This is a genomic window from Polaribacter litoreus (assembly GCF_054584775.1).
In genome coordinates this window covers 80,059-97,635 of sequence record NZ_JBTLRD010000014.1, presented here as the reverse complement: position 1 = coordinate 97,635, position 17,577 = coordinate 80,059, and the positions used below count along the sequence as shown (strand labels likewise).

At 29.4% G+C, this 17,577-nt stretch carries 19 protein-coding genes and 1 tRNA gene; 10 read left to right on the top strand and 10 right to left on the bottom strand.

Translation table 11 applies throughout. The annotated features are described in order from the left end of the window. Positions 1-78: 78 nt before the first annotated feature. Positions 79-152: transfer RNA gene (locus ACW9UN_RS13190), tRNA-Met, on the bottom strand. 110 nt (positions 153-262) lie between these two features. On the opposite strand from ACW9UN_RS13190, the gene ACW9UN_RS13185 reads away from it, so the two are divergent. Together ACW9UN_RS13185 and ACW9UN_RS13180 are read left to right on the top strand one after the other, a co-directional pair. After that, positions 263-646 carry an START-like domain-containing protein gene (locus ACW9UN_RS13185; RefSeq protein ID WP_459486764.1) on the top strand — a complete coding sequence of 128 codons (384 nt, stop codon included), beginning with the start codon at positions 263-265 and terminating at the stop codon, positions 644-646. A gap of 102 nt (positions 647-748) precedes the next feature. Continuing rightward, a complete protein-coding gene (locus ACW9UN_RS13180; RefSeq protein ID WP_459486763.1) occupies positions 749-1,582 on the top strand; it encodes an aminotransferase class IV in 834 nt (277 codons plus the stop codon). Here the strand turns inward: ACW9UN_RS13180 and ACW9UN_RS13175 are convergent. The 5 genes from ACW9UN_RS13175 to ACW9UN_RS13155 all read right to left on the bottom strand — a co-directional run bounded on the left by ACW9UN_RS13175 (position 1,579) and on the right by ACW9UN_RS13155 (position 6,060). Continuing rightward, on the bottom strand, positions 1,579-2,136 hold the full coding sequence (locus ACW9UN_RS13175; RefSeq protein WP_459486762.1) for a YqgE/AlgH family protein: 558 nt from the start codon (positions 2,134-2,136) through the stop codon (positions 1,579-1,581). The genes ACW9UN_RS13180 and ACW9UN_RS13175 overlap by 4 nt on opposite strands. A 77-nt stretch (positions 2,137-2,213) precedes the next feature. Then, a complete protein-coding gene (locus ACW9UN_RS13170; RefSeq protein WP_397446903.1) occupies positions 2,214-2,486 on the bottom strand; it encodes an HU family DNA-binding protein in 273 nt (90 codons plus the stop codon). A 186-nt stretch (positions 2,487-2,672) separates the two neighbouring features. Beyond that, positions 2,673-3,617: a methionyl-tRNA formyltransferase gene (gene fmt, locus ACW9UN_RS13165; RefSeq protein WP_459486761.1), complete on the bottom strand. Its 945-nt coding sequence runs from the start codon at positions 3,615-3,617 to the stop codon at positions 2,673-2,675. Next, positions 3,614-5,512 carry a RecQ family ATP-dependent DNA helicase gene (locus ACW9UN_RS13160; RefSeq protein WP_459486760.1) on the bottom strand — a complete coding sequence of 633 codons (1,899 nt, stop codon included), beginning with the start codon at positions 5,510-5,512 and terminating at the stop codon, positions 3,614-3,616. Before ACW9UN_RS13160 ends, fmt begins: the two co-directional genes overlap by 4 nt. Next, complete coding sequence (locus ACW9UN_RS13155) at positions 5,509-6,060, bottom strand: AAA family ATPase (protein WP_459486759.1); 552 nt, start codon at positions 6,058-6,060, stop codon at positions 5,509-5,511. The genes ACW9UN_RS13160 and ACW9UN_RS13155 overlap by 4 nt, the downstream gene beginning before the upstream one ends. Before the next feature lie 132 nt (positions 6,061-6,192). On the opposite strand from ACW9UN_RS13155, the gene ACW9UN_RS13150 reads away from it, so the two are divergent. From ACW9UN_RS13150 to ACW9UN_RS13130, 5 genes are read left to right on the top strand one after another with little or no spacing between them, the layout of a single operon-like run. Further along, positions 6,193-6,474, top strand: coding sequence for a DUF493 family protein (locus ACW9UN_RS13150; protein WP_459486758.1), 282 nt, complete (start codon positions 6,193-6,195; stop codon positions 6,472-6,474). Positions 6,475-6,478: 4 nt separating this feature from the next. Beyond that, the gene (locus ACW9UN_RS13145) at positions 6,479-8,110 is read left to right on the top strand and encodes a peptidylprolyl isomerase (RefSeq protein WP_459486757.1); all 1,632 of its coding nucleotides are present in this window, start codon (positions 6,479-6,481) and stop codon (positions 8,108-8,110) included. 1 nt (position 8,111) lies between these two features. Then, the gene (locus tag ACW9UN_RS13140) at positions 8,112-8,963 is read left to right on the top strand and encodes a hypothetical protein (protein ID WP_459486756.1); all 852 of its coding nucleotides are present in this window, start codon (positions 8,112-8,114) and stop codon (positions 8,961-8,963) included. Further along, a complete protein-coding gene (locus ACW9UN_RS13135) occupies positions 8,929-10,308 on the top strand; it encodes a peptidylprolyl isomerase (RefSeq protein ID WP_459486755.1) in 1,380 nt (459 codons plus the stop codon). The genes ACW9UN_RS13140 and ACW9UN_RS13135 overlap by 35 nt, the downstream gene beginning before the upstream one ends. Continuing rightward, on the top strand, positions 10,308-11,261 hold the full coding sequence (locus ACW9UN_RS13130) for an AAA family ATPase (protein ID WP_459486754.1): 954 nt from the start codon (positions 10,308-10,310) through the stop codon (positions 11,259-11,261). The genes ACW9UN_RS13135 and ACW9UN_RS13130 overlap by 1 nt, the downstream gene beginning before the upstream one ends. Positions 11,262-11,263: 2 nt before the next feature. Here the strand turns inward: ACW9UN_RS13130 and ACW9UN_RS13125 are convergent, their stop codons facing one another. The 3 genes from ACW9UN_RS13125 to ACW9UN_RS13115 are packed head-to-tail and all read right to left on the bottom strand — an operon-like array spanning position 11,264 to position 13,354. After that, complete coding sequence (locus ACW9UN_RS13125; RefSeq protein ID WP_459486753.1) at positions 11,264-11,812, bottom strand: RsmD family RNA methyltransferase; 549 nt, start codon at positions 11,810-11,812, stop codon at positions 11,264-11,266. After that, on the bottom strand, positions 11,812-12,627 hold the full coding sequence (locus ACW9UN_RS13120; RefSeq protein ID WP_459486752.1) for a DUF3822 family protein: 816 nt from the start codon (positions 12,625-12,627) through the stop codon (positions 11,812-11,814). The genes ACW9UN_RS13125 and ACW9UN_RS13120 overlap by 1 nt, the downstream gene beginning before the upstream one ends. Then, entirely contained in the window at positions 12,614-13,354 is a 741-nt protein-coding gene (locus tag ACW9UN_RS13115) for a hypothetical protein (RefSeq protein ID WP_459486751.1), read from the bottom strand. The genes ACW9UN_RS13120 and ACW9UN_RS13115 overlap by 14 nt, the downstream gene beginning before the upstream one ends. Before the next feature lie 103 nt (positions 13,355-13,457). Between ACW9UN_RS13115 and ACW9UN_RS13110 the strand changes: the two genes are divergently transcribed. Beyond that, the gene (locus tag ACW9UN_RS13110) at positions 13,458-14,882 is read left to right on the top strand and encodes an ATP-dependent DNA helicase (RefSeq protein WP_459486750.1); all 1,425 of its coding nucleotides are present in this window, start codon (positions 13,458-13,460) and stop codon (positions 14,880-14,882) included. On the opposite strand, the gene ACW9UN_RS13105 is transcribed toward ACW9UN_RS13110, so the two are convergent. Beyond that, on the bottom strand, positions 14,879-15,829 hold the full coding sequence (locus tag ACW9UN_RS13105; RefSeq protein WP_459486749.1) for a lipid A deacylase LpxR family protein: 951 nt from the start codon (positions 15,827-15,829) through the stop codon (positions 14,879-14,881). The genes ACW9UN_RS13110 and ACW9UN_RS13105 overlap by 4 nt on opposite strands. An 89-nt stretch (positions 15,830-15,918) precedes the next feature. On the opposite strand from ACW9UN_RS13105, the gene ppk2 (ACW9UN_RS13100) reads away from it, so the two are divergent. Next, complete coding sequence (ppk2, locus tag ACW9UN_RS13100; RefSeq protein ID WP_459486748.1) at positions 15,919-16,779, top strand: polyphosphate kinase 2; 861 nt, start codon at positions 15,919-15,921, stop codon at positions 16,777-16,779. A 5-nt stretch (positions 16,780-16,784) separates the two neighbouring features. Next, positions 16,785-17,567, top strand: a complete 783-nt coding sequence (gene ppk2, locus ACW9UN_RS13095) for a polyphosphate kinase 2 (protein ID WP_459486747.1) — start codon at positions 16,785-16,787, stop codon at positions 17,565-17,567. Positions 17,568-17,577: the final 10 nt, after the last annotated feature.

The window sequence follows — 17,577 nt, the reverse complement described above, 5'->3', positions numbered from 1 at the left end:
GTAAAAGTAAGAAAAATGAAGGCATAAAAAAAACGAATTGTGAGACACAATTCGTTGATTTTATTAGCTTTAAGCTTGTAGCGAAGACGGGATTTGAACCCGTGACCTCAGGGTTATGAATCCTGCGCTCTAACCAACTGAGCTACCTCGCCATTAGGTTTTGAGGGTGCAAATATAATTTATTTTTGCATACTACCAAGAGGTGTTTTAAATTTTTTTTAAATAGAATTAATACCTATCTTGTCATCCAAAGTTACACCCAATGAATAAAGTACAATACGAGTTAGAAATACCAATTCACGCTTCCCCAAATATGTTATATCAGTACATATCATCACCCTCTAATTTACAAGAATGGTTTGCAGATAAAGTTAATGCAAGGGGTAAAATTTTTACTTTTGAGTGGGAAGGTACAGAAGAACAAGCAAAACTAATTCACAAAAAATCAGATGAAAAAATCAGGTTTAAGTGGTTAGAGAGTGAAGATGACGAAAGTTATTTTGAAATTAGAATTCAAGTTGATGCATTAACTAAAGATGTTTCTTTAATTGTCACTGATTTTGCAGAAGATGAAGATGAAGTTGAAGAGTCTAAACAATTATGGGAAAACCAAATTGACGAACTAAAACATATAATAGGTGCGTAAATTATTACAAAGTATATATATTAACCCAACTTCTGGTTGAGTTTTTTTTTTGTCAAGATTCTAACAAAAAGCCTTAATTTTGCAACAATAAAATTTAAACAAATGATTAATTTTAATGGTGAATTGGTATTGGACGAAAATGTAAAAATTTCTATAGAAAACAGAGGTTTTAAATATGGTGATGCAGTTTTTGAGACTATTAAAGTAAATAACAATAAAATTATTTTTTGGGAAGATCATTACTTTAGATTGATGGCTTCGATGCGGATGTTACGTATGAAAATTCCAATGAATTTTACATTAGAGCATTTAGAAAAAGAAATATTAAAAACAATTGCTACACAAAATAGTGTAAATTCATTTAGGGTAAGATTAAATGTTTGCAGAAAAGATGGTGGTTTGTATACACCAAAAACTAATAAAATTGATTATGTAATTGATGTTAAAGAAAACACTTACAAAACCAAAGAAACTTATAAAGTTGATGTTTTCAAAGACTTTTATAATTATTCTGGATTATTATCAACAATAAAAACAAACAATAGAATGGTAAATACTTTAGCAAGTATTTATGCCAAAGAAAATGATTTAGACAATTGTGTAATAATTAATGAAAAAAAAGGAGTGGTAGAGGTAACCAATGCTAATATTTTTATACTAAAAGGAAACATTGTCAAAACTCCAGCGTTAACCGAAGGCTGTATTAAAGGAATTGCAAGAGGAAAAATAATAGAGATTATTACTAAAAATCCAGACTATATATTAGAAGAAACAAACATTTCTCCATTCGAAATTCAGAAATCTGATGAGGTCTTTATCACCAACGCAATTATTGGCATTCAGCCAGTGACACACTATAAAAAGAAAAAGTTTACTGCAACATTTTCTAATAAATTAATGCAAAGTTTAAATGTATTAGCAGTAACCGCTACTTAATTTAACTGAATGTCATTTGGGGCATTTGCCCAGATTTTATAACCTCCACCTTTTTGTAGTATTTTATTACGCCAAAGTGTATTGCTATCATTAGAAAAAATATCATCAATATCATTTTCAGAAATAAACCAAGAATTCGTATTTACTTCATCAACCAATTGGTTGCTACCCCAACCAGAATATCCTAAGAAAAAACGGATATCATTTTTTGATAAGGTACCAGCATTTAATAATTCTTTTAGCGAATCAAAATTACCACCCCAAAAAATTTCGTTATCTATGGCAATACTGTCTGGAATTAGATGTGGTACTTTGTGCACAAAATACAAGTTATCTTGTTCTACAGGGCCACCTTGGTAAATTGTAAAATCAGATTCAATTTCAGGAATTAAATCTTGTAATGTGTATTCAAGTGGTCTATTTAAAATAAAACCTACAGAACTTTTGTTTGAATGTTCTGTAATTAAAACTATAGCTCTGTTAAAAGAATTATCATTTAATATAGAAGGTTCAGCAATTAATAACCTACCCTTAAGTGGTTTTAGATAAGGCATAAGTAAATATATACAAAATATAGGAATAAAAAAACTCTCTTAAAAAGAGAGTTTTGTAATAAATTATGCTTTAGTTATTAGTTGACAGCATCACTTAACCCAGCACCAGCTTTAAACTTAGGTACATTTTTAGCAGCTATTTCTATAGTTGCTCCTGTTTGTGGGTTTCTTCCTGATCTAGCTGCTCTATGTGAAACAGAGAAAGTACCAAAACCAACTAATGCAACTTTACCACCACCTTTTAAAGCAGAAGTTACATTATCTGTAAAAGATTCTAAAGCTGCCTTAGCTGCTACTTTAGATATTCCTGCGTCTGCAGCCATTGCGTCAATTAAATCTGACTTGTTCATAATAATAGATTTTAAAAATTAATTGTATATTTTATTGCTAATAAGCCTAACAAATATAGACGTATTAAGGGTTTGCACCAATTAGGGCCTTAAAAAAACACTGTTTTGTTAATAAATACCCTTAAATTGTTAATAAAGTAAGTTGCTGTTACTAAAAAAAATGAAAAACCTAGTAAATAAAGGGGATTATAGCATCTTTGCGTTGTCAGAAAATGTAAATCCATTTAGTAAACTTATGGCATCCATTTTTTTCTTTCCTGCCAATTTAATTTCTTTAATAATTATAAACCCATCTTTTACGGCTACTTTTAACTGTTTTTTATTAGCAATTATTTTTCCAATTTCAAAATTATGAGGTTCTGCTAATGTATCAATGGCATAAATTTTAGTATAAATTTTATCATCATTATTTTTAATAGTAGTCCAGGCAGTTGGAAATGGATTTAGGCCTCGAATCATATTATAAATATTGATTAAAGAAGATGACCAATCAATTTTAGTATTTTCGGCATTAAGTTTTGGAGCAGACTTTTCTTCTAAATTAGGTTGTTTTATGGTAATAATATCACCTTTGCTAATTAAATCTACAGTTTTTGCAACTAAACTAGCACCCAAAAACATCAATTTATCGTGTAGAGACCCCACAGTATCAATATTGGAAATGGTGGTTTCTTCTTGTAAAATAATAGCGCCAGTATCAATTTTATCGTCTATAAAAAAAGTTGTTACACCTGTTTTAGTTTCACCATTAATAATGGCCCAATGAATAGGGGCAGCACCTCTATATTCGGGTAATAAAGAAGCGTGTAAATTAAATGTACCTAATTTAGGCATTTGCCAAACCGTTTTTGGTAACATTCTAAAAGCAACAACAATTTGTAGGTCTGCTTGTAAATTTTGTAGTTCTTTTTGAAAGCTTATATCCTTTAAATTTTTAGGCTGTAGAATAGTTAAATTTTCAGATAAAGCATATTTTTTTACTGCAGATTGATTTAATTTTCGACCTCTACCTGAAGGTTTATCAGGTGCGGTAATTACACCAACTATATTATAATGATTGTTTACTAAATGTTTTAAAATAGTTACTGCAAAATCTGGTGTACCCATAAAAACAATTCGTGTATCTTTCATATGTAATCTTTTAGTTGGTATTTGTTTTGATTATTTATTTGAACTTTATTTTCTGATAAAAGCTTTCGCAAATGTATTAAAATGTCTTTTTCGTTTGCTTTTAAATATTGATTTATTTCTTGTGATGTAAGTGCTTTTTTTTCTTTTAAAAGTATTGTTATTTTTGAGGAAAGATGTTTTGTTGTTTCTTTTTTTTCTGATAAACAGACATCACAAATTCCACATTTTTGCTTGGTTTTTTCATCAAAATAATCCAAAACTTGGATGCTTCTACAGGTTGAATTGTTCTGAATATAACTCAGAAAATCTGTTGCTTTTTTTTGTTTGAGATGTAAAAATTGTTTTATCTCTTTAGCACATAAATTAATGGTTCTGTCGTCTTCTCTAGGAACTAGAAACTTAATTTCGGCATCACTAATCACACGTTTGTAATTTAAAATTTTATCTTGATGCAACTGTTTTAGCGTGCTAACTACCTGTTGTGATGTAGTGTTGGTTTTTTGGGCTATTACAAATTCATTGATATAAACTTCTTGTTTAAATAAACCAGAATAAGTTCTTAATAATAAATTGATTAATGTTTTTGTATAAGTTTTATTTATGGTGTAAGAAAGTACTTTTTTACTACTTGTATTAAAAAGTATTGTTGATTTTTGATTAAATGTGTTAGAAATTTCTAAGACTCCATTATTTGATAAAATTTGTATCACCGAGGTTACTTTTCTTGCCGAAAAATTATAAGTTCTGCAAAACTCTGAAATTTGAAATTGATGCATTTCTTTGGATAATTCTCCTTTGATAATTCTAAAATATTGATATAATTTTCGATGGATTTCTTTTACCTCAATAATGCTTGGTAATGATTTTTTTAATTGTTGTTTGTAAATAGAAATATCGTGCTCATTTTTTAATAAAACTGCAAAAGATTTTTTTTCATTTCTACCTGCTCTACCAGATTCTTGGATGTAATTTTCTAAAGAATAAGGCAAATCAAAATGTACTACAATACCTACATTAGGTTTATCAATTCCCATTCCAAAAGCATTGGTTGCTACCATTATTGGTGTATGCTCAAACATCCAATTTTGGTATGCTGTTTCTTTTTCTTTTAGAGGTAAGCCACCATGATAAAAACTACTTTTAAACTCATTGGCATTTAAAAAGTTTGCAATTTCTCTGGTTTTTTTTCTAGTATTTACATAAACTATGGCAGGAGTTTTTGTTTTGGTAAAAATTTGTTTTAGTCTTAATAATTTATCTTCAACAGTAAAAACTTGATAGGCTAAATTTTTTCTATAAAAAGATTTTCTGAAAAACTTAGGGTTTGATAATTCTAAATTTTTGGCAATATCATCTAATACCTTTTTATTAGCAGTAGCAGTTAAGGCAATAAAATGTACATTTGGTTTAAGTTCTTTTAGAACTTTAATATTTCTGTAAGTAGGTCTAAAATCATGTCCCCATTCAGAAATACAATGCGCCTCATCAATAGCAACAAAAGAAATAGCAAGTTCTTTAATTTTTTGCTGAATTAACTGCGTTTGTAAACGTTCTGGAGAGATGTAAAGAAATTTATAACCACCAAATTTAATACTATCAAAAAGCGTTACAATTTCATCTAAAGACGCCCCAGATTTTATCATTGTTGCTTTTATATTTCTTTTTTTTAGGTTTTCAACTTGATCTTGCATTAAAGCAATTAGCGGAGAAATCACTAAACAAACTCCAGCTTGTGCTAAAGCAGGTACTTGAAAACAAATAGATTTACCTCCACCAGTGGGTAGTAAAGCAATAACGTCTTTTCTGTTTAAAACAGCACGTATAATCTGTTCTTGAGGTGCTCTAAATTCATTAAAACCCCAGTGATGTTGTAGTATTTTGTTAACATCAATCATAAATCGCAAGCAAGCGAATTGATTATAAAATTTGCTCGTTCATCCACAGATCCAAAAGGAATTGTGATAATTTTGTACCCCAAACTTTTGTAGGCGTTTAATAAAAAAGTATCAATAATTGTAGCTTCTTTAAAGCTTTCATATCGCTCATTATCAGTTGTGTGTATTTCTTTCCATGGAGAAAAATGAAAGATATAATCGTAGGTGTATTGTTTACTTTTTTTGATAAAAATTTCAGGGTAATCTGTTTTAAAGTAATTCAAATATGCAAAAACATCGGGGATGCCTCTATCAAAAAAAACAAAAGATGCCTCTTTTTTTTCGGCATTTAAATATTGCATTTCTCTACCCTCTAACAGCATTTCACTAAACATTAGTGGTTCTGATAAAAAAAGTTGCTCAATGCCTTTTTCTTGAGCTTGTAATGTAACTTCTCTAGAAACTTCATCAAAACAACACAACTTTTTTTCTTTTAAAGCATTTAAAACACTGGTTTTTCCTGTGGATGGCCCACCAATTAAGACGATTTTTTGTTGATTTTTTTGCAAGTATCTTATCTTAAAAATGATTAATTTTGACTTTCATTATGTCGCAATTTCCACAAAAATAAATGATTCGTATTATAAAACTAATTTTTAATGTAATTTTGTGTTTCATTACTTGCAAATACAGATGTAATTATGGAAGATAAAAAGGCTTTTTACATTAAATTGAAAGATCAACTAGAAGATACAACTAATTTTCCAGGAGATTATATGTATAAGTTTATTGTGCCTACTAGTGGTAATCAAATGCAAGAGGTGCAAGATGTTTTTGAAAATAAAGGAGCTGTAATTACAACCAAAAAATCGAAAACGGGTAAATACATTAGTCTTACCATTGTTTTAAAAGTAAAAAATGCAGAAGAGGTAATTTACTATTATAAAAGAGTTGAAAAAATTAAAGGAATTATATCGTTATAAATTTATGAAGAAGTTTGTTTTATTAGCAGGTTTATGCTTTTCTAGTGTAGTTTTTTCTCAAAAAAAAGATAAAGTTTTATTAACTATTGATGGAGAAAATACAACTGTTTCTGATTTTAAAAGAGTTTATGAAAAAAACTTAGACGCTATTGATAATGAAGAAGCTAAAGATGTTCAGAAAAATTTAGATTTATTTATAAATTATAAATTAAAAGTAAAAGAGGCTTACAAAATTAAGTTAGATACTATGCCATCTTATGTAAAAGAAATGGATGGCTACAAAAATCAGTTAGCGGCTCCGTATTTGCAAGATACTGCTTTTGTAAATAAGTTGGTTAAAGATGCGTATTACAGAACTAAAAATGAAATTAAGGCAAAGCATATTTTAGTTAGAACTCCTAAAATTCCGACGCCAAAAGATACTTTAGAGGCTTATCAAAAAATCACTAAAATAAGAAACAGAATTATTAACGGAGAATCTTTTGAGAAAGTAGCCGAAGAAACATCTGAGGATCCATCAGCAAGAGATGATAAAAAAAGAGGTAGAAAAGGAAACCAAGGAAATTTAGGCTACTTTTCTGCCTTTAAAATGGTATACCCCTTTGAAGAAGCTGCCTACAACACAAAAGTAGGAGAGGTGTCAAAACCATTTAGAACCCGTTTTGGATATCATATTTTAAAAGTTGATGCTATAAGACCTTCTAAAGGAGAGGTTGAAGTAGCGCATATTTTATTAACTAAAGAAACTAAAAATGCAAAACAATTAATAGATTCTATTTACAATAGACTAGAAAAAGATGAGCAATTTAAGGCTTTAGCTAGAAAGTATTCTAATGATACAGGTTCTAAATCTAAAGGTGGTAAACTAAGAAAATTTGGTCGAGGTGTAATGGTAAAACCTTTTGAAGAGGTAGCTTTTAGTTTACAAAAAGAGGGCGAGTATTCTAAGCCATTTCAAACTTCTTTTGGTTGGCATATTGTTCAGCTCATTAAAAAGCATCCTGTACCTGCTTTTGAAGACATGAAAGATGATTTAAAGCGCAGGGTAAAATCTGGGGTTAGAGCTCAGTTATCTGAAAAGGCAGTAATCAATAAATTAAAACAACAATATACAATATCTGATCACCAAAAAGCTAAAGATATTTTTGAAAATAAAGAAATCAGAAATATTGTAAAAGATTCTTTACAAAGTGTAATTTTAACAATCAACGAAAAAAAAATTACGCAAGAAGCTTTTGTAGCTTTTATCAAAAATAAAAAAAATAAACCTGTTTTTGATTTGTTTGAAGATTTTAAGGATAAAGAAATATTATCTTACTATAAAAATAATTTAGAAAAGACACAGCCTGAGTTTGCACACACCTTACAAGAATATAAAGACGGATTGTTGTTATTTGAGTTAATGCAACAAAAAATTTGGGACAAATCTTCTAAAGATACCTTAGGTTTAAAAAAATATTATACTACCAATATTAGTAAGTATAATAATAAAGAATTTAAGAAAGTTAAAGGTCAGGTAATGAATGATTATCAAAACCATTTAGAGGAAAACTGGATCGCAGATTTAAGAAATAAAAGCGTTATTGAAGTAAATAAAAAACAACTTAAAAAGCTTATAAAACATTATAATAAATAATATGCGCAACCATTTTGCAGTTCTTTTTTTTATATCTTTTCTTATAGCTTCTTGTGATTATTTAAACGTACAAGAAAAAGAAAATACATCATCAGAAATTGTTGCAATAGTAAATACAGAAAAACTTTTTAGAGAAGATTTAAAAGAAATTTTCCCCAGTAATATTTCTAAACAAGATAGCATTGTTTTGGTAAATGGGTACATCAATGACTGGGCAATAAAGCAATTGCTACTTAGTAAAGCCGAAGCCAATAGCTCACAACAAGATCTCGAAGAAATTAATGCGTTAATAAAAGATTACAAAGAAAGTTTGTTAATTAATAGCTATAAAGAAAGGCTCATTAAACAACAATTAGATACCGTTATTAATGATGAAGAAATCGAAGCCTTTTACGCAAAAAACAAACAAAATTTTAGATTAAACGAAGAACTTTTAAAAATTAAGTACCTGCACTTCGATAATAATATCATTAATAAAAAAGAATTTATAGAACTATTTAAATCTGATGATATTGATGATTTAGAAACGCTAGAAAAACAACAATTAAGCTTTAAATTTCATCAGTTTAACGACTCAATTTGGACACCATTAGATAAGGTTTTGTTAAAACTTCCGCTTTCTAAAGAAAATCTGTTAAAAAAAACAAAATATCTCCAAAAACAAGATTCATTAGGTTTATATTTGGTCGCTATAAAAGACGTTTTGCTTAGAAATGATGTGGCACCACTAAGCTACATAGAGCCAACCATAACACAAATGATTTTACACAAGCGTAAAATCGAATTAATTAGAGATATAGAAAAAATATTAGTAAAAGATGCAACAAAAAACAACAATTTTAAAGTTTACTAAAACCGCACTTTTTGTAACCTTATTTAGTTTGATAAGTATCAACACTTTTGCACAAGTAAAAATAGATGGGGTAGCTGTAGTTATTGGTAAAAATATTGTTTTAGATTCCGATATCGATAAATTTAAACAAGAAATAGAAATACGATCTGAAGGTAAAATAAAAATCTCTGACTGTGAAATGTTAGAAGAACTTATGCAACAAAAACTACTAGCGCATCATGCAATAATTGATAGTGTTATTGTTGCAGACCCAGAGATTGATGCTAGAGTTGATCGAAGTGTACAGTACTTTACACAGCAATATGGCTCTGTAGATAAGGTAATTAAAGCCTACGGTTTTAATGATTTAGATGATTTAAAAAAAGAACTCTTTACGGTTCAAAAAGAAAACTTATTAATCGAAAAAGAACAACAAAAAATTACCGAGAAAATAGATGTAACACCAGAAGAAGTTCGTTTATTTTATAATGGTTTAAAAGAAAAAGGAGAATTGCCAGAATTTTCTGCAGAAATTGAGTTAGCACAAATTGTAATTAAAGCGAAACCAACAAACGAAGAAATAGAAAGAATTGTTGATAAATTAACCGAATTAAAAAAAGAAATTGAAGATGGTGCAAGTTTTAAAATGAAAGCCATCATCAATTCTGATGATCCTGGAGTTACAAATAATGGAGGAAAGTACGAGGTAACAAAAGAATCGCAATTCATCAAAGAATTTAAAGAAATGGCATTTAGTTTAGATGTGGGGCAAGTTTCTAAACCCTTTAAATCTGAATTTGGTTATCATTTAATGCAATTGCATGAGGTAAAAGGTAATATGAGAGTTGCTTCTCATATTTTAATGCAACCAGATGTGCCAGATAGCAAACTAACCGAAACAAGAAACCAAGCCGAACAAATTGCAGAAGATATTAAAACAGGTAAAATAACATTTGAGGCTGCTGTAGAAAAATATTCTGATGATGATGAAACTAAAAATAGTGCTGGTTTAATTGTAAACCCTTATACAGGCGAGTCTACTTTTAACTTAACAGGTATGGACCCTGCTTTATATGCTAGAGTAGCAGAGTTAAAAAAAGGAGAACTTTCAGACGTATTTTTTGATGAAAACAGAAATGGAGAAAAAATGTATAAGTTTATTATGATGCGAGATAGAACCAATACACATATTGCAGATTTAGTAAACGATTATGTAAAGGTTCAAGAGCTAGCCTTAACAAAAAAGAAAGAAGAAGCTATTGATAAATGGGCGAAAGAAAAAATAAAAGATACGTACATTAAAATGGCAGATGAGCATAGAAAATGTAATTTTGTTAAAAATTGGAAAAAAGAAACAGGTAAATAATGTCCGACGTAAAAGCTGTTGATGATTTAGTAGTTAAATACAAATCATTACAATCAGAAATAGGTAAAGTAATTATTGGTCAACAAGAGGCTGTAAATTTCACCTTATTATCAATATTTTGTGGTGGGCATTCTCTATTAATTGGTGTGCCTGGTTTGGCAAAAACCTTATTAGTGAATACAGTTTCTAATGTATTGGGTTTAAAATTTAATCGAATTCAGTTTACACCAGATTTAATGCCTTCAGATATTTTAGGTAGCGAAATTTTAGATCAAAACAAACAGTTTAAATTTATAAAAGGCCCAATTTTTTCTAATATTATTTTAGCGGATGAAATTAACAGAACACCACCAAAAACGCAAGCTGCTTTATTAGAAGCCATGCAAGAACGTTCTGTAACTGTTTCTGGTAATCATTATAAATTAGACTTACCATTTTTTGTATTAGCTACTCAAAACCCAATAGAGCAAGAAGGTACGTATCCTTTACCTGAAGCGCAGTTAGATAGATTTATGTTTTCTATAAACTTAGAATATCCTACGTTTAAAGAAGAAGTTCAGGTTGTAAAAAGCACTACAAGTAGTGTTTCAGAAAAGGTAAATTCAATTCTTTCTGGTGATGAAATTATCGTCATTCAAAAATTAATACGTAGAATACCTGTTACAGATAATGTAATTGAATATGCAGTAAGTTTGGTAGGTAAAACAAGACCAAATTCAGATGCTGCTACAGCAATGGTAAAAAGTTATTTAGATTGGGGTGCAGGACCCAGAGCATCACAAAATTTAATTTTAGCAGCTAAAGCCCATGCCGCAATTCACGGAAAATATTCGCCAGATATAGAAGATGTAAAAGCAGTAGCTATTCCTATTTTATCGCACAGAATCGTAAAGAATTACAAAGCAGAGGCAGAAGGTGTTTCTATTGCAGACATTATCAATTCCTTGCTTTAGGCTTATTCGTCAGTAGCTATCTCAAAAAAACTAAACACATTACCTCCATAACGTTTGTCGTAATTATGGTTTTTATGTGTTGTTAAATCGCTGTGTTTAGAATGTTCTATAATTAAAACACCATCATCTTTTAATAGGTTTTTTTCAAAAACTACATCTGCAATTTCTAAAAATTTTTCAACCTCGAAATCGTAAGGAGGGTCTGCAAAAATAACATCGGCTTGTAAAGACGTTTTATTTAGAAATTTGTAAACATCACTTTTGTAAGTATTAATGTCTAAGTCAAGCTCTTTTGCAGTATTGTAAATGTATCTTATACAATTGTAATTGGCATCTATTGCATAAATGTTTTTTGTACCTCTAGAAGCAAATTCATAACTAATATTTCCAGTGCCAGCAAACAAATCAATGACAGAAATACCATCAAAATAATAAAGATTATTTAAAATGTTAAATAAGCCTTCTTTGGCCATGTCTGTTGTTGGGCGAACAGGGAGGTTTTTGGGTGCTTTTAAACGTCTTCCTTTAAGTTTTCCTGATATAATTCTCATTAGCCCAATAATATAAAATTAGAATGTTTAGGTAGTTTTAAATCGGTATAAATACTGTTTTCGCTTTCTAAAAACTGAATATTTTTTATATACTTATATGTAATGCTGTACAATTCTGATTCATTAGAAATATCTCCCAAAAAATAGAGTATAAATTCTTCTGTATTCAACTGGTTTTGTTCTGCTACAAATAAAATGTAATACATAAAATCTTCTTTAGACAAATAGGTAAATGTATTTGAAATAATCAATTGATTGCCATGTAGAATAACAATATCAAAAGTATTTTTAGAAACGTTTACGTACATTACTTTTTCGTCAGAACTATTGTTAGCTAAGAGTTTTTCAATTAAAACAGTACTATGGTGTTGATAATTGAACTCACCAAAATTTTGAAATAAAAAGTTGTTGATGTTTACATAAGGAATATAAACGTTTTTTGCAGCTATTTTTGGTACATCATCAAAAGTAATAAAATCAGTACGTAGGGTTTTTATGGTGTAGTTTAAATATGCACTCAACGAGTTTTCATCAAAATAGGCATTTGGTACAATAGTAAATAAGTTGTTTTGGTGAATAACATTTACCTTAATAAATTCTAACTGTAAATACTCTTCTTCGTTAAAAATTTGTTTTATGTTATCTAATAGCTCTTGTGGTGAATTTGAGTTGCCTTTAAACGCATACTTTTTAAAGAGTACCTTTTTGTTAGAATCTGCATTAGAAATACAAAAAGAAAATCCACCCAAATTAAATTGGATGGATAATGTTATATTTTTTGTTGTTTGTAAAGTAGTTGATTTATTTGTCAACACCACCTTTTTTATCATAAGAAGGAGGCCAGTTACCACCTGTACTAACTTCTTCTAAAGAACCAACAGAAACGTACTCACCTTTAATTTGATCGGTTTCAATAGCCTCTAATTCTTGTTTTACTAAAGAATTGTTTAAACCTTTTAAGATACCAGTTTTTGGTGTTCTTGCTCTAAAGGTTGGTACAACTAAGCCAGGTACTTTTTCTACTTCGCCAACTTCAATTTCAAACTCAGCTCCTTCAACACCAGGTACTTTAAACATCGATTTGTAATCTTTTTCTTTAAAATATTTTAAAACTGGTTCATAACCAATGGTATCTGTAACTCTAACCTCTTCATCAACCATAAGTGGTGCCCATGAAGATCCTTTGTTAACTCTTTTTACAACAGTTTTAGTTTCTGTAATAGCTAATTGAGCAGTATCTATAAATTGTATTAAACCTTGTTTGTTGTCTGTGTACTTACCAGTTACATCATAATGTTTAACTTGAGCATCTCTAATGATTTTTAAACTTTTAATTACCGGCTTGTATCTTTCTACTTTTTCTTTTGCAAAAAGAATAGGTTGCATTATTCCGTTGAAAATTTTAACCCCTAAATATATTGCTAAAGCCATTAGCAATATAGATGGTAACCACCTTAATTTTAAAGGTAAATATTTAACTATAACATAAGCAATAAGAACTGCTAACAATACAGCTCCTACAATCATTAGTATTAAACTCATTTTAATTTGTTTTTTAATAGTGTTATCGCAAATCTACAATTTTTTTTTAATGATAAAAATTTTTCTTTATAAAGAAATGTATCTTTGTTCATTATTAATTTACATGATAAAAAAAACTGCAGATTATTACAATTTATTGTTGCAAAGGTTTCCTCATAATCCTACACAAAAACAAGACCAACTATTAAAATTACTCAGTAATTTTTGTTTTACAGACGATAAAAACGCATTGTTTTTATTAAAGGGATATGCAGGAACAGGAAAAACAACAACCATTAGTACTTTTGTGAATGCGCTTTCACTTATCAAAAAAAAAGCTGTTTTGTTAGCTCCAACTGGTAGAGCAGCAAAAGTAATTGCGCTATATTCTAAAAGGCCGGCTTTTACAATTCATAAAAAAATATATTTTCCAAAAAAACAAGCTAATGGTAGTATTGACTTTGTTTTACAAACCAATAAACATAGAAACACTATTTTTATCGTTGACGAAGCTTCTATGATTCCTGATAGTAGACAGAATCAAAAATTATTTGAATCTGGTTCTTTGTTGGATGATTTGATTGCTTATGTGTATTCGGGTCATGATTGTAAATTGATTTTTATCGGAGACACAGCTCAATTGCCACCAGTAAAGTTAGACATCAGTCCTGCTTTAGAAGCAGATACCTTAACTTACGAATATTATAAAAATATTGATGAAATTGAGTTGGATGAAGTGATGCGTCAACACAAAAATTCAGGAATTTTAGCCAATGCCACGCAATTAAGGTTGATTTTGCAAAAAGATAACGATAATTTTAAGTTTGATATTGATTTTCCTGATATAGAAAGGCTAGAGGATGGGTATGATATTGAAGATGCTTTAGTAGATGCATACGATAACGAGGGCGTAGAAGATACTGCATTTATAGTGCGCTCTAACAAAAGAGCTAATCAATACAACCAGCAAATACGAATGAAAATTCGTGGTCAGGAAAATGAAATTTCTACAGGAGATTATGTGATGATTGTAAAAAATAACTATTATTGGTTAAAAGATTCTTCTGATGCTGGTTTTATTGCGAATGGAGATATCTGTCAAGTGCAAAGAATTTATAATATTAAAGAATTGTACGGATTTCACTTTGCAGAAGTTGTGTTAAAAATGATTGATTATCCTAATATGCAGCCTTTTGAAACAGTTTTGCTACTAGATACTTTAACAAGCGAAAGTCCGTCTTTAACCTACGAAGAATCCAATAAATTATATCAAGCAGTAAAAGAAGATTATGCTGATGAAAAATCGAAATACAAACAATTTTTAGCCATCAAAAAAAACAAATACTTTAATGCATTACAAGTAAAATTTTCTTATGCAATGACTTGTCATAAATCTCAAGGAGGACAGTGGAAAACCGTTTTTATAGAACAACCTTATTTGCCAGATGGAGTGTCTAAAGCCTATTTTAGATGGTTGTACACAGCAATAACCAGAGCCCAAGAAAAATTGTACTTAATTGGTTTTAAAGACGATTATTTTATGAATTAAAATATAGCATAACTGGCAACTATAGCCCCATATTTATTACCATAAGTGTATCGTAAATCTTTAGATTTGCTGGTATTGTAGTTAAAAATATAACCAAAATTAAATCTATTTGCAGTAAATTTAAATCCTAATTCCATATCAAAAACAAACGGAATCAGTTCTTTAGTAACATCACTACCAGTATTTAAAAAACTGCCTTGCAAAGTAGCATCATAAAAAGCATACCTTAAAGTAGGTTTAAAGTAAAAAAACGATTCAATTTCTCTATGGTATTTAGTGGTATCATCATTTAAATTAGTATTAAAAGCAATTGAATTTTTAATTGTTTGTAGGGGTAGAAAACTAAGTCTAAAATTTAAGCCAGAGGTAATGTCTGTATGAACAGTACCTAAATTTCCAGAAATTACCCAAGATGTATCAAAAGTATTAGATGCATCTTTACTTAAAAAACAGGTATATTCTGCGCCAATATTTACACCTAAAGCATTTTTAATTTGATGTTTCCAACCAGTTACCTCTCTATATCCATAGATTTGGTGAATAAAGTTTTGTACTTCATATCCTGCTGCATTTGGCCCAATAACACCTATTTGTAGGTTGGTGTTTAAGATTTTATTATCTTTAAAAACCCTTTTTATACCAAAACCGCCAAATAAATAAGCAGCAAAAGGTCTATCATGTTGGGTTAAAAATTCTACTGTTGGTCTATTGGGGGTGTACATTTGATGACCAATCTGCAACTCTAAAATTCTCTTTTCTAAATTGTGATTGTTAACTTTTGTAAGATATCTATAGGTAAAAAATATACCATTTGTATAATAACGATCTCTATTAACAGAGGTATATAAATCATTATCGGTAACTAAACTAATTTCTTTAGAAAACTTTTGTTGAGAAACACCATTAAAAACAAAAAAGAAGTAACAAAAACTCAGTATATATTTCATAGTTTACAAAGATACAATTGAATTTAAAACGATAAATATTTAGGGAAATTATAAAAAAGGTTTTATTTTAGACCAATCAAAAATAAGATATGCCTACCAAAGAATTTTTAACAGCTGATGATTTTGAAAGTTTACAAAATAGTGATGATTTAAAAGCATTAATAAAACAAAAAAATATACCTTTTGATAAGGTAAACAATACTCTTTCTTACACTAATGAATTACGATCTTTACAAGTTGAACTTGTAAAATTACAACGCTATATTTCTAGCCAAAATAAAAGAGTAGCAATTATTTTTGAAGGTAGAGATGCAGCAGGAAAAGGGGGAAATATTCGTAGGTTTATGGAACATTTAAATCCAAGATCTACAAGGTTGGTAGCCCTTAATAAACCCACAGAAGTAGAAAAAGGGCAATGGTATTTTCAACGATATATAAAAGAATTGCCCAACCCTGGCGAAATTGTTTTTTTTGATAGAAGTTGGTACAACAGAGCTGTAGTAGAGCCTGTTATGGGTTTTTGTTCAGAAAAACAATACGAAGAGTTTTTATTACAAGTACCAGAGTTTGAACACATGATGTATGAAGATGGAGTAATAATAATTAAATTTTGGTTGTCAATAACTAAAGATGAACAAGCAAAACGATTTGAAGCCCGAAAAGAAAATCCATTAAAACGATGGAAATTTAGTCCTGTTGATAGACAAGGGCAAATTTTATGGGATAAATATACCTATTATAAAAGAGAAATGTTTTCTAAAACCCATACCACTTATTGTCCGTGGATGATTATTAAAACCAATGATAAAAAGGTAGCAAGGTTAGAAGCGATAAGACACGTTTTATCGAGGTTTGATTATGAAGGTAAATCAAAAGCAGAAGTAGTTCTCAATCCAGACCCAAATGTAGTTATGCGTTATTATAGGTCTAACATTCATCAAATAGACTAAATGTTATGAAAAAATTAACAAAATCAGATCTAAAGAAATTAAATTCAAAAAAAGGTTTATTAGCATTATTATCTAAAGAACCTTTAAATGTTGATAGAGCTTTACGTTATGTAAAATACGAAAAAAAGCTTAAAGAATTACAAGTAGAATTGATACGTTTACAAACATGGGCTATCAAAAATAACGAACGTATTATTGTAGTTTTTCAAGGTAGAGATGCCGCAGGAAAAGGAGGAGCCATTCGTAGAGTTACAGAACGTATCAATCCACGTTTTATGAGGATTGTAGCTTTACCAAAGCCCACAGAAGATGAAAAATCACAATGGTATTTTCAAAGATATGTAGAGCAATTTCCAAAAGCTGGCGAAATGGTTTTTTTTGATAGAAGTTGGTATAACAGAGCTGTTGTAGAACCCGTAAATAATTTTTGCACACCTACAGAATATGAAATTTTTATGAATCAAGTAAATGATTTTGAAAGAATGATTTTAGAATCTGGCATTCATTTGGTAAAAATTTACATGTCTATTTCAAAAAAAGAACAAGCGAAACGATTTGCAGACATCAAAAGCGATCCTCTAAAACAGTGGAAAATGACAAAGTTAGATGAAAAGGCACAAGACTTATGGGAACAATACACAGAGTATAAAAATGCAATGTTCGAAAAAACAAATACAAAAATTTCACCTTGGAAAATTATTCGTGCAAACAGAAAAACTGAGGCTCGTGTAAACGTTATAAATCATATTTTAAAAAGTATACCCTATGATAAAAACTTAGAAATATAGTTTTAGCACT

Bases quoted from the DNA above. Each gene is read 5' to 3' on its own strand.
- ACW9UN_RS13185 (WP_459486764.1), top strand. From the start codon at position 263: ATGAATAAAGTACAATACGAGTTAGAAATACCAATTCACGCTTCCCCA.
- ACW9UN_RS13180 (WP_459486763.1), top strand. From the start codon at position 749: ATGATTAATTTTAATGGTGAATTGGTATTGGACGAAAATGTAAAAATT.
- ACW9UN_RS13175 (WP_459486762.1), bottom strand. From the start codon at position 2,136: ATGCCTTATCTAAAACCACTTAAGGGTAGGTTATTAATTGCTGAACCT.
- ACW9UN_RS13170 (WP_397446903.1), bottom strand. From the start codon at position 2,486: ATGAACAAGTCAGATTTAATTGACGCAATGGCTGCAGACGCAGGAATA.
- fmt (WP_459486761.1), bottom strand. From the start codon at position 3,617: ATGAAAGATACACGAATTGTTTTTATGGGTACACCAGATTTTGCAGTA.
- ACW9UN_RS13160 (WP_459486760.1), bottom strand. From the start codon at position 5,512: ATGATTGATGTTAACAAAATACTACAACATCACTGGGGTTTTAATGAA.
- ACW9UN_RS13150 (WP_459486758.1), top strand. From the start codon at position 6,193: ATGGAAGATAAAAAGGCTTTTTACATTAAATTGAAAGATCAACTAGAA.
- ACW9UN_RS13145 (WP_459486757.1), top strand. From the start codon at position 6,479: ATGAAGAAGTTTGTTTTATTAGCAGGTTTATGCTTTTCTAGTGTAGTT.
- ACW9UN_RS13140 (WP_459486756.1), top strand. From the start codon at position 8,112: ATGCGCAACCATTTTGCAGTTCTTTTTTTTATATCTTTTCTTATAGCT.
- ACW9UN_RS13135 (WP_459486755.1), top strand. From the start codon at position 8,929: ATGCAACAAAAAACAACAATTTTAAAGTTTACTAAAACCGCACTTTTT.
- ACW9UN_RS13130 (WP_459486754.1), top strand. From the start codon at position 10,308: ATGTCCGACGTAAAAGCTGTTGATGATTTAGTAGTTAAATACAAATCA.
- ACW9UN_RS13125 (WP_459486753.1), bottom strand. From the start codon at position 11,812: ATGAGAATTATATCAGGAAAACTTAAAGGAAGACGTTTAAAAGCACCC.
- ACW9UN_RS13115 (WP_459486751.1), bottom strand. From the start codon at position 13,354: ATGAGTTTAATACTAATGATTGTAGGAGCTGTATTGTTAGCAGTTCTT.
- ACW9UN_RS13110 (WP_459486750.1), top strand. From the start codon at position 13,458: ATGATAAAAAAAACTGCAGATTATTACAATTTATTGTTGCAAAGGTTT.
- ACW9UN_RS13105 (WP_459486749.1), bottom strand. From the start codon at position 15,829: ATGAAATATATACTGAGTTTTTGTTACTTCTTTTTTGTTTTTAATGGT.
- ppk2 (WP_459486748.1), top strand. From the start codon at position 15,919: ATGCCTACCAAAGAATTTTTAACAGCTGATGATTTTGAAAGTTTACAA.
- ppk2 (WP_459486747.1), top strand. From the start codon at position 16,785: ATGAAAAAATTAACAAAATCAGATCTAAAGAAATTAAATTCAAAAAAA.